This is a genomic window from Shewanella sp. S1-58-MNA-CIBAN-0166, from assembly GCF_040310085.1.
Lineage (GTDB): Bacteria > Pseudomonadota > Gammaproteobacteria > Enterobacterales > Shewanellaceae > Shewanella.
Genome location: NZ_JBEOPN010000011.1, coordinates 52,699 through 64,993 on the forward strand (window position 1 = coordinate 52,699; position 12,295 = coordinate 64,993).

General features: G+C 41.7%; 14 protein-coding genes. 5 read left to right on the forward strand and 9 right to left on the reverse strand.

Annotation, left to right across the window (positions count from 1 at the left end):
• Positions 1-47: 47 nt before the first annotated feature.
• Positions 48-1,043: a response regulator gene (locus AAEY99_RS08750; RefSeq protein ID WP_101085144.1), complete on the forward strand. Its 996-nt coding sequence runs from the start codon at positions 48-50 to the stop codon at positions 1,041-1,043.
• Positions 1,044-1,058: 15 nt separating this feature from the next.
• Positions 1,059-2,015: a GGDEF domain-containing protein gene (locus tag AAEY99_RS08755; protein ID WP_162023916.1), complete on the forward strand. Its 957-nt coding sequence runs from the start codon at positions 1,059-1,061 to the stop codon at positions 2,013-2,015.
• Positions 2,016-2,098: 83 nt separating this feature from the next.
• Here AAEY99_RS08755 and rraB read toward each other — a convergent pair whose 3' ends face one another.
• From rraB to AAEY99_RS08785, 6 genes are all read right to left on the reverse strand, one after another.
• Complete coding sequence (gene rraB, locus AAEY99_RS08760; RefSeq protein ID WP_351010105.1) at positions 2,099-2,527, reverse strand: ribonuclease E inhibitor RraB; 429 nt, start codon at positions 2,525-2,527, stop codon at positions 2,099-2,101.
• A gap of 101 nt (positions 2,528-2,628) precedes the next feature.
• A complete protein-coding gene (locus tag AAEY99_RS08765; protein WP_101085141.1) occupies positions 2,629-3,363 on the reverse strand; it encodes a 1-acylglycerol-3-phosphate O-acyltransferase in 735 nt (244 codons plus the stop codon).
• Positions 3,364-3,523: 160 nt separating this feature from the next.
• Positions 3,524-4,309 (reverse strand): metal ABC transporter permease, encoded by a 786-nt coding sequence (locus tag AAEY99_RS08770; protein WP_351010108.1) that lies wholly within the window; start codon positions 4,307-4,309, stop codon positions 3,524-3,526.
• Between the two features lie 4 nt (positions 4,310-4,313).
• A complete protein-coding gene (locus AAEY99_RS08775) occupies positions 4,314-5,219 on the reverse strand; it encodes a metal ABC transporter solute-binding protein, Zn/Mn family (RefSeq protein ID WP_351010111.1) in 906 nt (301 codons plus the stop codon).
• A complete protein-coding gene (locus tag AAEY99_RS08780) occupies positions 5,203-6,399 on the reverse strand; it encodes a hypothetical protein (protein WP_182745172.1) in 1,197 nt (398 codons plus the stop codon). Before AAEY99_RS08780 ends, AAEY99_RS08775 begins: the two co-directional genes overlap by 17 nt.
• A gap of 87 nt (positions 6,400-6,486) precedes the next feature.
• Positions 6,487-6,777, reverse strand: coding sequence for an ABC-type zinc uptake system zinc chaperone (locus AAEY99_RS08785; protein WP_101085138.1), 291 nt, complete (start codon positions 6,775-6,777; stop codon positions 6,487-6,489).
• Between the two features lie 240 nt (positions 6,778-7,017).
• Between AAEY99_RS08785 and AAEY99_RS08790 the strand changes: the two genes are divergently transcribed.
• Positions 7,018-7,143: a hypothetical protein gene (locus AAEY99_RS08790; RefSeq protein WP_259395501.1), complete on the forward strand. Its 126-nt coding sequence runs from the start codon at positions 7,018-7,020 to the stop codon at positions 7,141-7,143.
• Positions 7,144-7,148: 5 nt separating this feature from the next.
• On the opposite strand, the gene AAEY99_RS08795 is transcribed toward AAEY99_RS08790, so the two are convergent.
• Entirely contained in the window at positions 7,149-7,478 is a 330-nt protein-coding gene (locus AAEY99_RS08795; RefSeq protein WP_101085137.1) for a hypothetical protein, read from the reverse strand.
• 123 nt (positions 7,479-7,601) lie between these two features.
• Between AAEY99_RS08795 and AAEY99_RS08800 the strand changes: the two genes are divergently transcribed.
• Positions 7,602-9,245, forward strand: a complete 1,644-nt coding sequence (locus tag AAEY99_RS08800) for a mechanosensitive ion channel family protein (RefSeq protein WP_101085136.1) — start codon at positions 7,602-7,604, stop codon at positions 9,243-9,245.
• A gap of 81 nt (positions 9,246-9,326) precedes the next feature.
• On the opposite strand, the gene AAEY99_RS08805 is transcribed toward AAEY99_RS08800, so the two are convergent.
• Positions 9,327-10,193 (reverse strand): MaoC family dehydratase, encoded by an 867-nt coding sequence (locus AAEY99_RS08805; protein WP_162023922.1) that lies wholly within the window; start codon positions 10,191-10,193, stop codon positions 9,327-9,329.
• Between the two features lie 268 nt (positions 10,194-10,461).
• On the opposite strand from AAEY99_RS08805, the gene AAEY99_RS08810 reads away from it, so the two are divergent.
• Complete coding sequence (locus tag AAEY99_RS08810) at positions 10,462-11,235, forward strand: methyltransferase domain-containing protein (RefSeq protein WP_351010117.1); 774 nt, start codon at positions 10,462-10,464, stop codon at positions 11,233-11,235.
• A 105-nt stretch (positions 11,236-11,340) separates the two neighbouring features.
• Here AAEY99_RS08810 and AAEY99_RS08815 read toward each other — a convergent pair whose 3' ends face one another.
• Positions 11,341-12,249, reverse strand: coding sequence for a TraB/GumN family protein (locus tag AAEY99_RS08815; protein WP_351010119.1), 909 nt, complete (start codon positions 12,247-12,249; stop codon positions 11,341-11,343).
• Positions 12,250-12,295: the final 46 nt, after the last annotated feature.

A 12,295-nucleotide genomic window follows, 5' to 3' on the forward strand; every position in this document is an offset into this window, starting at 1 on the left:
TAACGAGTTTTTTTCCCCTAAAGGCGAAATAAGGAAGACCAGCAACAATGACCATTCCAATATTAATATGCGACGATTCTGCGCTCGCCAGAAAACAAATGGCAAGAACTCTCCCCAAAGATTGGGACGTTGAAATTAGCTACGCCACCAATGGCGCTGAAGGCCTTGAAGTTATTCGCGCAGGTAAAGGTGAGATTGTGTTTCTCGATCTCAACATGCCAGTCATGGATGGTTACGAAGTACTTCAAGCGGTACAACAACAAGATTTACCGGCACTGATTATTGTGGTGTCAGGTGATATTCAAATTAAGGCTCATGAACGAGTCAAAGCATTAGGTGCCCTCGACTTTATTCAAAAACCCGTTAGTGCAGAGGCTATTAGCCATATTCTGCAAGAGTACGGTATTTTGACTCTTACCCAGGGTAATAAAGCTGAAGAAACGCCAATGATGAAAGTTGACATGCGTGATGCATGTCAAGAAATAGCCAACGTCGCCATGGGCAGAGCCGCTGACTTGCTCGCTAAGCTTCTGGATGTATTTGTACTACTGCCTATTCCTAACGTTAATGTGCTTGAAGTCAGCGAATTAACGATGGCCTTAAAAGCCACCGAACGAAACTCAACAGTCTCTGGGCTTTGCCAAGGATTTATTGGTGCAGGTATCGCGGGTGAAGCGTTATTACTGTTCCATGATTCTAGTTTTGAAGATATGGCCAAGTTAATGGGATTAGAAAATCCAAATGATATTGGTACTGAAATAGAAGTAATGATGGACACTGGTAATGTGCTCATTGGCGCTTTTTTAAATGGTATTTCTGAACAACTCGACATGAAATTCAGTCAGACCCATCCAGTAGTGCTTGGCAGACACTGCAGTGTCAACGAGCTCATTCACGACAACTCTGACAAATGGCAGCGCACTCTCGCGATGGAAATTAACTATCGAATAGAAGATTACAATATTGAATGTGATCTTCTGCTGCTATTTACTGAAGACTCAATTCCTACGCTGAACTACAAACTTGGCTATTTACTCGACTAATGTTGGATACTTTTTATGTCAAATGATCAAAGTGCGATGAACGAACTCCACTGGCTAATCGATATGGTGCAAACCATTGAGGTTGGTTTAGTTGTGCTCGATCGCGACTATAACATCCAACTTTGGAACGGTTTTATGGAAAACCACAGCGGTGTCTCACCCAATTCCATTAAAGGTAGTAATCTATTTGAAAAGTTTCCCGACTTACCCGCCACGTGGCTAAAACATAAAATGGAGTCGGTTTTTTTACTTAAAAATCGCACCTTTATTAGTTGGGAACAGCGTCCATACGTATTTCAGTTTAAAAACTATCGCCCGGTGACTGGCCGAGCCGATTTTATGTACCAAAATATTACCTTACTGCCATTAGCTTCGTTAACAGGGCAAATCACTCATATCAGCATTATTATCTATGATGTGACCGATATTGCGGTTAATAAACTGCAACTTAAAGCCGCTAATGAGCAACTTGAACAACTCAGTCAAACCGATGGTTTAACCCTTTTGCATAACCGTCGCCATTGGCAAAGTTGCATGGAAAAAGAATTCGATCGTTATTCACGTTATGGCGATGCGGCATCATTGGTGATGATTGATATTGATAATTTCAAGCGCATTAACGATGAATATGGTCACCCTGCCGGTGATAAAGTGATCCAACATATTGCCTATTTGTTAAAGCAAGCATTGCGTGACACTGACTGTGCTGGCCGATATGGCGGAGAAGAGTTTGGAGTGGTGCTATCTAAGACAACCGCAGAAGAAGCTCTCAACTTTACCGAACGATTAAGAAAGCGCATTGAAGCATCGGAAGTCGCATTCGAAAACCGCCTCATTAGAGTCACGGTGAGTCTGGGCATTAACGATTTAGATTCTGAAATAGATAATAGCTCAACCTGGTTATCGGGTGCAGATAAAGCCTTATATGTCGCTAAGCAAGAAGGCCGTAACAAAAGCATCATCCATAAATAAGCGCCTAGCAAACTTTTTGGTTATCCATAAAAAAACGCCCATCTTTGATGAGCGTTTTTTTATGGAATTAGACCATCGATTTATTAGTGAAATGTACCATCTTCATCTTCATAGTCATATTCTTCATCGTCTTCGTCTTCTTCATCGCCTTCAACTTCATCACCGACAAAAAAAGTACCCCAACCGTCGTAGTCTACTTTTTGCTTGCCCGCAACGAGAATCAACTGTTCACATGCTTTATCCAGCAAAGGCACTTCTAGCTTATGCTTGGCAATAGCGTCAAAACAGAAAATAATCGAGCCATCTTCAAGTTCCATTTCTTCGGCATCATTCACTTCAAAACCAAGCTTAAATGCATCAACAGCGGCTTTTTCTAAACGATCAAAATTAGTCGCCGAGAAATGATGTTCAATTGTATATTCCGCATCAGGCTCTGAACCATCAGCAAGTAAGGCATCAACAATTTCAAGATTCTCAGCAAATTGCTCTTTTAACTGACGCTCAACAGACATGGATTACTCCGTAAATAGGACTCGTAAAAATGTTAATCAATTATACCCAAACTGACACAAGTTGCGAGCTTATGACGGATGTTTGACGACCAATAACATGGTTAAGCTTTGGCTTGCTGCATTAATGCTTCTGCTTCTTTGTTTAATTCAACTAAACGCGCCGACATAACTTGATGCACCTTAGCGTTTAACGCTTTAACATCATTCTTATCTAAGCCCGCAGTTGCTATCGGCTCCTGCATTTCTACAATCACCACACCGTTGTTCCAACGATTAAGGTTAATATGATTCTGACAAGAAGCTAATACTGGCACTATTGGCGCTTGAGCAGCGACTGCAGTATGGAATGCACCCACTTTAAAAGGTAATAATCCACGACCGCGTGAACGAGTCCCTTCAGGGAATATCCACACTGATAATAGTTTATTTTTCATTTTATCTACCGTTTTAGCCATAGTATCGAATGCACTATGACGATTGTTACGATCGATAAGGATATTGCCTGATAGCCAATATATTTGCCCAAATAAGGGTACCCACACCAAGCTCTTTTTACCTAAGCTGACAGTCCCTTTAGGCACAACTGACGTATGAGTAAATAAATCAAAATTATTTTGATGATTGGCTAAATAAATACACGGTTGCGATGTTGCACTGACTGGATGAGCACGTCTAATGACCTTAATGCCTAATACCGGTGCAACCGAACCAAAAAAACGGGCAACCAAATGTACATTGTCGCGATGCATTGGCCGCACAAGGCAAATAACAACTGAAAATATAAAGGCTAAAAATAACAGCACAACGAGAATGATTGAACGAGCGATAAGCAGCACAGCATACTCCTGCAATAAAATTGGCGTCAGTATAACGATGCTAGTCTAGGGACTCAACGTTTTGTTTACATATGTACGCTGAAATACTCTGCCCCTGTGATCTGGGGCAGAGTAACTTGTATATATGACAGAAGCTTATATAAAGCTAGATAACAGATATTTATTTAGCTGGTTGTTGTGCTGACACTAGTGAACGTAGTTTAAGTAACATTCTAAACAACAATGCACTTAATGCTAATGTCGCAACAATAGCGGCACCACTGGGTAAGTCATAGCGAGCAGACAACAGTAGCCCAGCAATATAACCCACTATGCCTACGCCATAAGCCCACACTAACTTGGTTTTACCTTGATACTTATTTAATGCCAAAGCCGGTAAAATAAGCGTGCTAAACACTAAATACACGCCTACTAACTCCACCGACAAAGTAATCACTAATGCAAATAAAAAGTAAAAACCTGCACCATCTAATATCCGTGGTTTAGCGATGATCACCCCAAGAATACCTGCAGAGACTACTGCAGGTAATGCTAACTGAGACCAACTCACCCACAATATTTGACCCGACATTAACTGCTTTAATAATTCAGCTCCATGAGGATCATTGGCTAACAATAACATTGCCGCCACCGCACTGAGCACATAAAAACAACCAATAAATGCCTCGAGTTCACCGACTAAGTGTTTTGCCATCCAAGCGATAACTCCAGCACCGGCTAATGCAAACAACGCTGGCATCCAAACATGAGCAAACGGTAACGCTTCTACTCGATGATCTATGTGCGATACGATTGCCCCCAATGCAGCGACCTGAGCGATAGCCAAATCAATGAAGATAATGCCACGCTTAAGCACTTGTTGACCTAACAACACATGAGTTGATAACACTAATAGCCCTGCCACTAACGCAGGCAACAAAATAGACAGTAGCTCGACATCAAACATAGTGTTATTTCACTCCATTTAATAACGTCAGCAAACTATCATATAGACTGATTAAGTCTTTGCTTTCATCGTTACCACCTACCGACATCGGTAACACCAATACCGGCAGATTTGCGCGTTCACCTAACCATTTAGCTCCGCGTTCATCTTGATATGAAGCGACGATTACCGCCATTACATCGCCTTTTTCAGCACGAGTAAGTAATGAGGCTAAATGGCTGCTGGTGGGTGCTAAGCCGGGTTTAGGCTCAAGATCTGCCACTTGCTCTATTCCAGTCCAATTAAATAAATAACGGAAGCTCGAATGATAAGCGATGACCTTTTTACCGGCTAAGTTTTTAGCTTGCTCTTGCCACTGCGGTATTTTAGCCTGCCAACGTTGACTAAAGTCGCTCAATGACTGGGCATAACGACTGGCATTTTCTGGATCAACTTCAGTAAGCTTAGCGCTCAAGGCCTGCGCAACGGTCAACATCCGCAAGGGATCTAAATGCAAATGAGGATTTCCCTTTGCATGCACATCACCCATTGAACGATCTACTTGAGTTAACTTATCCAAGGTATCAATTTGGTCTGCTGCAAAAAACAAGCCTTTATCTGTTGAGTTAACCTGAGGATTAGCAGACTTCATTTGTAACATTGGCAACCAACCAATTTCTAAATCGGCCCCAGCACACACAACTAAATCAGCTTGGCGCATTTTAGCAATCAAGCTTGGTCTTGCTTGTACTTGATGTGGATCTTGCATCGCTGTGGTGGCCGAATACACCCTCGCATCGGGCGCTAAAGTTTGCGCTAATGCGGCATATTCAGGTTCACATGCAAACACGTTCAGTTCCGCTTTAGCTGTCGCGGTCAACAGCAGCGACATTGAAGCCACTGCTAAAAGCAATTTAGAATTGATGCGCACCGTGAGCTCCTAATGACATGACATATTGTAAAGTAAAGATATTATCATCTTCGAAACCATCGAAATTAGTTCCAGTCTGATGAGTGTATTGCAAACGCACGGTCGAAAAATGACTGCTATGCCAAGCAAGACTGACTTCAGACTCTTTTAATTTCTGTGGGTCGAGGTGGTCTTCATGGATTTCATTAGTATCAATTTGACCGTAACGAATCCCAGCAGACCAACTTGGTGAAAATTGATACACACTACTCACGTACCAACCTTGATGATAGTCATCAGTACTAACGTCCTCATGATCTGCCTCAAGAATATGTCCAGGCTCCATACCAAAAATGTCAGTGACTCTAAAATATTCGCCACTCACGGTTAAGTTTTGATATTTATAATTCCCATTAGGTGCCCACTTATAAACAAAGTCTGCAATGTAGGTATTTTCACCCGTATAAGATGCACTGTGGCTGTGTTCAGTATGTCCTTCCTCATCAACCACTTCATCTTCATGCTCCTCTTCGGCATAAGCTTGACCATTCTGATTGCGCAAATAGCTCAATCCTAGTTGCCAAGAACTCTCGATACCAATGTCACCACCAATCTTGGTTAATGCGGTATACACGCCAACATCATCAAAATCACGCTCTCCGTGCTCATCTGTCGCACGTAAACTTTCACCTTTAAACGCTTCAACGCCCATGGTCCAGTAGAGATCTGTTGGGGCCACATAATTTAAACGAATACCATCATCAAAATAATGACCACCTAAAAATGCACGATAGGCCGCTGGACGTTCTGAAAATGCATCGGTATGTAAATGTTGATTATTTAAATAACCAATATCCGATAAAAATCGACCCGCACGAACCGATAAACCGTAAGGCATCGCTAACGTTTGGATAAAGGCTTCTTCTAAATTAAGCTCTGTTTCACCGTCATGAGACTCAACAACTGCGGTCACTTTACCGTAAAACATTTCATCAATATTGGCACTTAATGCCAACTCAGTTTCGCCTAAACCAAAACCTTCAGCACGCTCAGCTAATGGCCGGTCGCCCGTTTGGTAATAACCATCGAGCACCGCACTAATACTAGGATTAGTTAAACTAGAATCTTCTGCCATTGCAGAATACGAACTCACAGCACAAGCCAGTGCCAATAACGAAACACGTGTGTTTAACGCAGACATAATATCTCCAAAATACAACAAGTAGCCGCCTATCTGGGTTTAGAGTAAACCGACAGATAACGGAAAATAAATCATTACAATGTTGGACTAACGAGATACAGGTGGGGCACGACTTTGATAGTAGGCTTGGAATACGCTAAGTAAAAAAGGCAGCGTATAGTGTTGGCGTTCGAACGTTTGCTTAGAAACAGCAAAAACTAAATTGGAAGAGTGAAGCGTTTTATTAAGCTGATGCTGATGGAAACACAAGGTACAATGATTTTGTACGCCGTCATCAAGATGTTTAACTGAGTGTGCAGACGCAGCAACAGACAACACAATCAAAATGGCACTGAGCCAGATTGCGATAGTTTGTCTTATTTTGATGCGGGAACTCACCAGCACAACTCCATCAGGTTAATAAAAGTGAGCGTTAGTGTAAAAGACCGTAGCTGAAAAGCAACCCTTAGATTGTGACAATTCATGACAACCCATTCACAACGACGCTCATTAGCAACTAATATTAACCACTACCAATAACAACTAATAGGTGACTAAGTCGTTATTTTTAAGATAGCCTTAAGCTATGACCCATACCATAACGAATGTGTAAAACATCATCATTACAGGACAAACACCATGGCACAATTTATTAAAGAAAACATTGGCATCATTTTAGTCATGATCATTGTTGGGGTTGTCGTGTTAGGCGGGATTTACTATGTTGAAGCATCACTAGAAAGCCAAGTTATTGAAGTTAATTAACAAGCTTATTTCGCACTAGTCTCTGCACTAGGATCATTTTCAGGTGCTTCAATCAGCTGTAAATGGTCCATAATATGCGACAAACCAACCATAATAACGGCCAAAATAATCAATGGAGTAGTGATAACGGTTACACCCTCAACAAAATAACCTACTGCAGCAGCAACAACCCCACCATAGAAACCTACTATTTTAACAACTGACAAATATTTATTATGCCCAAGCCATGCAGCACAATGAGGGCATTGAACTTCTACGGACAAACCTTTCCCGCGACTGTCTTTCACCTTCGCAATTGAAAAAGATTTATAGCAATGAGCACATTGCAGCGACATGATAATTTCCTCAGTTCAATAATGGCGGCAGTGTAACAAATTAACCAACCAATTACTGTACTTGGCTCCTATAGGATTTTTCCACTATCATAGCCGCAACTCAGAGCCAAAGGACCACTTTCCATGCTACGGATTTTACTTACGTTATTATTATTCACCTCGGCAGTGTTTATGACGCCATCTCTTCGTGCAGAACAAGATGCAGTGGTACCGATTGTTGCCACTAGCCAGCTAACCGATACCCAGACTCAAATAAGTCGCTTACAACAAACGATCGAGCAAGATACCAAGTTACTATTTAAAGCAAAAGGTGAACTACGTGCATTTACTGAATATCGCATTAAAAACAAATCGTCTGAATTACGCGACATAATTGGTCAACTCATTGCAACACCCGACGCTGACCAGCAATATCTAGTCACTTTAGTGCAAAGCCAAATGGCCTTTTTAGAGAATGTCAGTGCATACTTAAACGACCACATTATGACCATGCGTCTTGGATTAAGCCAAGATGATGACAATAAGAGCATCTTAGCCATTTCACAACGCGAATTTGAACGCGACCATTATCTCAAGGCACAATTAACCACTCTGCAGTGGGCAGAAACACTGAATATAGATGTGAGTGTCCAAAAGCAAAAATTGACCGAGTTTATGCTCAATAGAGCCGATCAGTTCGATAGTTTAGTGCATTACACTCAAGATGAATTACAAAAAGCCGTTGCAGAAGCCGCTGATGCAGGTGCAGATATCACCAGCGAACAAAAAGCTGATGTGGTGGCACTAAAAGAACGCTTGGAGCAAAGCAGCTCTAGCTTAGCGGTTTCAGCGGGAATACTCGAAACATTAGGCCAGAACGTGGCACCATTTAAACAAACATTGTTTAGTGTTTCTGGTGATATCACCCAAGATGTATTGAATTTTAGCGTCGCGTCTAACCTGCTACAGGGTTGGGGTAAAGTCATTAAAGATCAGACGATTAATAATGGGCCCAGTTTAACCTTTAAGATTTTAGTGTTTCTATTCATATTATTTGCCGCAAGTTTAGTCGCCAAAATTGTCACTCAAATTATCTCTAAAACGGTACGAGCATCAAAATTACAATTTAGCCAATTACTGCAAGACTTCTTTATATCTTTGTCCAGTAAACTAGTGTTTGCCCTAGGATTATTGATAGCCTTATCACAGCTCGGATTTGAGCTTGGGCCGTTACTCGCAGGTTTTGGTATTGCGGGAGTCATTATTGGTTTTGCACTGCAAGATACCCTGTCTAACTTCGCCTCTGGCATGATGATCTTAATCTACCGCCCATTTGATGTCGGCGACTTAATCAATGCCGCTAATGTTACCGGTCGCGTCAGCCACATGAGCCTAGTATCAACAACAATCAAAACGCTAGATAACCAACGTCTTATTGTTCCAAACAATAAAATCTGGGGCGATACCATTAACAACATCACCGCAGAGCATCAGCGTCGGGTAGACATGACCTTTGGCATTAGCTACAGCGACAATGTTGAACATGCAGAAACCATATTAAAAAGTATTGTAGAACAACATCCTAAGGTGCAAGCGCATCCAGAACCGATAGTCAAACTCCACACATTGGGCGAATCGTCAGTCGACTTTATTGTAAGGCCTTGGGTTAAACCCGATGATTACTGGGAAGTATACTGGGACATTACTCGCGCAGTGAAAATACGCTTTGATGCGGAAGGCATTAGTATTCCGTTCCCGCAACGCGATGTACACATATATCAAAAGTAAGCTTTGCAGTTAGCAATAAAAAGGCTCAAGTCATCGACTTGAGCCTTTTTATTAATAGATAAAGTTAGCTAACCAAAGGGCTTATAAATAAGTGATGCTGCCCTGTAAATGCGGTCGGCGGCCTTTAACATCACGCATTTCAAAACGTTTACCATTTTCAATACTTTCAAACGCAAACGTCACTTCAGACGGCATAAATACTGGCAGTTTAAATTCAACATCAACTTGAAATGGTCGATCGCCAACAAACGTCATTAACTGAGACATCACCCGCGCTTTAGACCACATTCCATGCGCTAACACTCGCTCAAAACCAAAGCGTTTTGACAACAATGGATGTAAATGGATCAAGTTATAATCGCCAGAAGCTTTAGCATAGCGACGGCCTAAATCATCGGTTAAGCGCCATTGTTGAACGTTTTCCCATACCATACCTGATGCTTTAGGTGGACGAGCACGACGACCTGCAGACTCTATACGATATAAGTAAGTTGATAGCGCTTGCCAAACTAACTCTTCACCGACAAACACTTTAGACACCAAATCAAACTCAAGCCCAGCATCGGTCGTGCGACTTGTGGCTAACTCACACTGTACGATTAAGGTTTCATCTGCTCGCACTGGGCGTAATACACTAATACTATTTTTTAAATGGAGCATGCCAAGTAACGGAAATGTCACCGCTTTATGCGTAAAAATCATCGCATGTAAACGAAACGCCCAAACATACAAATACGTTGGCGGTAAAGTCATACCGTCATATTCAAAACTGCACACAGCAGCATATTGGCTAATTTTATCTTGCGACAACACCACATTCGACGCTTGTACATAAATATTCGGAAGCGGTTGTTGGTTCCATCCCGGTTTACGTCCAAACAGGATTTTGCGATACAAAGACAAAAGCGAAGGCATCGCTTTTAATTCGATAGCGTAGTCGTGACTCAAAATGTTGTACCCTAGGTAGGCAGCAAAAAGCATGTGCTGCAAAACGGTTAATAGATGATTATACCTTAGACTCCTGCCGTTGCTAAACCGCTAATTACTTTTTGCGTTTAAAACAGTATGTCGCGACAACATATATTGATGCCATCAACTCACAAACTCTCGACACAATGGTTGTGACTACTCGCTTACTACAACTAATTTACCTTTACCTTTTTCAATCCAAAATGAGATAATTATCCTACTTAACTGACCTAACGCAGCCGATACAGTGCAAGACAAAAACTTTGATAAACTCAGCAAAAAATTTGCCCAAAATATTTACGGTACCACTAAAGGTGAAATCCGTGCTGCAGTATTATGGCGCGACTTAGTTCCGGCTTTAGCCAGCCTTGGCAAACCAAGATTACGTATTTTAGATGCCGGTGGCGGTTTTGGTTATTTGAGTCAAAAACTGGCAGCTTTAGGCCATGATGTCGTGCTATGTGATATTTCTGAGCAAATGCTTGCCCTAGCACAGCAACAGATTGAAGCGGCAAATACTGCATTATCGATACAGTTAATCCACAGCCCAATACAAGCATTAACCGTTGAAGAGTATGGTCAATTTGATGTCATTCTCTGCCATGCGGTAGCAGAATGGTTAATTGATGCCCGCAGCACCTTGCAAGGTTTACTGGCATTATTAAAGCCTAATGGTTTATTTTCTCTGATGTTTTTTAATAAAGAAGCTTTACGGTTTCATAGCTTAATATCAGGTAATTTTGACTATGTTAACCGTGATTTCAACGTCAAAAAGAAGGTCGGATTAACCCCGACCCACCCGCTGTATATTGAAGATGTCCGCACTTGGTTTAGCCAATGGCAACTGTCGATGGTGAGTCAATCGGGCGTAAGAGTTATCAATGATTACTTGAAACACAATCTGCCACCTGGCTTTGATAAACATCAACTGATTGAGATGGAGTTGGCTTATTCTCAACAAGAACCTTATTTATCGCTTGGGCGCTACATTCACTTTGTAGGCCAATCGACTTCACAATAAACTCAGGCTTTAGTATCTTATTTTCAACAACTTATTTTCAATAACTTACTTTCAATAACTTACTTTCAATAACTTACCTTTCGAATAGCTGGCACCACATCGACATTAACACTGTAAAAAGCTACAGCGAGTAATCGTTGCTCCTTGCTGTTTCAGTAGGTCAGGAATAGCTTGCTGTCCGACAATATGGCCAGCGCCCACCACAATAAATAATTGTTTGTGGGTTTTACTTTGCAACAACTGGATGATTTTTTGCGTCATCGTGTGATTACGTTGCCACAACAGTTTTTCGAGTAATTCATCAGCATCGCCCGCTTGCGATTCCATAATTTTTGCTAGAGCATTACTATCGCCTTGGCGCCAAGCGTAGATTAAATCAAGCATTTCAGCATCGCTAGCGTTAATCGAATCATCCAGCATTTGCAGCTGAGTCGCAGTTGAAAATGATGAAATTAATTCGAATTGAAACTGAATGCTTTCCAGCTCAACCAAAGCTTTACCACTGCGATTTGCCATAAAATAAGCGTCGACACCCTGTTCTGCGCTGTAACCTAATTGCCCAAAACGCCCCATGCTAATTTGCGCTGACTGCAACCAAGGTGCATACGGAGCCAGTGCTTGGCATAAGGTTTGATGACTTTGACAATACTCTTGCCGAGTCGCATTAACGTCTGCGGCAATATCTGCCGACAAACCACCATATTGTTGCAATAACGCCCCAGTATCGCCTTGGCTAATATCAGCTTCAACGACCAACGCATCCGATTGTTTAAATGCTGATTCAATATGTTGTGCTAATGGGTAAAAGTCTTGCCGACCAATATGAATGGAGCCCAATAAATACGCTTGCTGTTGCAGATACTCTATTTTATAGAATACCGGTGAATCCAACGCAGCTGCCGATGTCGATGTAAAACACAGCAGTAATGCAACTAAACCGTAGCAATTTCGTTGTAAGCGACCATAAATCAAATTGATATTGAAAATAAGCCGACTTTCTCTTGTTGCCTGCATACCAGCTCCTTATAATTAACGTTATTCTTTGCACATGCACTATGAG

What these genes read in the sequence shown, in the direction of transcription:
- AAEY99_RS08750 (WP_101085144.1), top strand. Translation starts at nt 48, where the DNA reads ATGACCATTCCAATATTAATATGCGACGATTCTGCGCTCGCCAGAAAA.
- AAEY99_RS08755 (WP_162023916.1), top strand. Translation starts at nt 1,059, where the DNA reads ATGTCAAATGATCAAAGTGCGATGAACGAACTCCACTGGCTAATCGAT.
- rraB (WP_351010105.1), bottom strand. Translation starts at nt 2,527, where the DNA reads ATGTCTGTTGAGCGTCAGTTAAAAGAGCAATTTGCTGAGAATCTTGAA.
- AAEY99_RS08770 (WP_351010108.1), bottom strand. Translation starts at nt 4,309, where the DNA reads ATGTTTGATGTCGAGCTACTGTCTATTTTGTTGCCTGCGTTAGTGGCA.
- AAEY99_RS08780 (WP_182745172.1), bottom strand. Translation starts at nt 6,399, where the DNA reads ATGTCTGCGTTAAACACACGTGTTTCGTTATTGGCACTGGCTTGTGCT.
- AAEY99_RS08790 (WP_259395501.1), top strand. Translation starts at nt 7,018, where the DNA reads ATGGCACAATTTATTAAAGAAAACATTGGCATCATTTTAGTCATGATC.
- AAEY99_RS08795 (WP_101085137.1), bottom strand. Translation starts at nt 7,478, where the DNA reads ATGTCGCTGCAATGTGCTCATTGCTATAAATCTTTTTCAATTGCGAAG.
- AAEY99_RS08800 (WP_101085136.1), top strand. Translation starts at nt 7,602, where the DNA reads ATGCTACGGATTTTACTTACGTTATTATTATTCACCTCGGCAGTGTTT.
- AAEY99_RS08815 (WP_351010119.1), bottom strand. Translation starts at nt 12,249, where the DNA reads ATGCAGGCAACAAGAGAAAGTCGGCTTATTTTCAATATCAATTTGATT.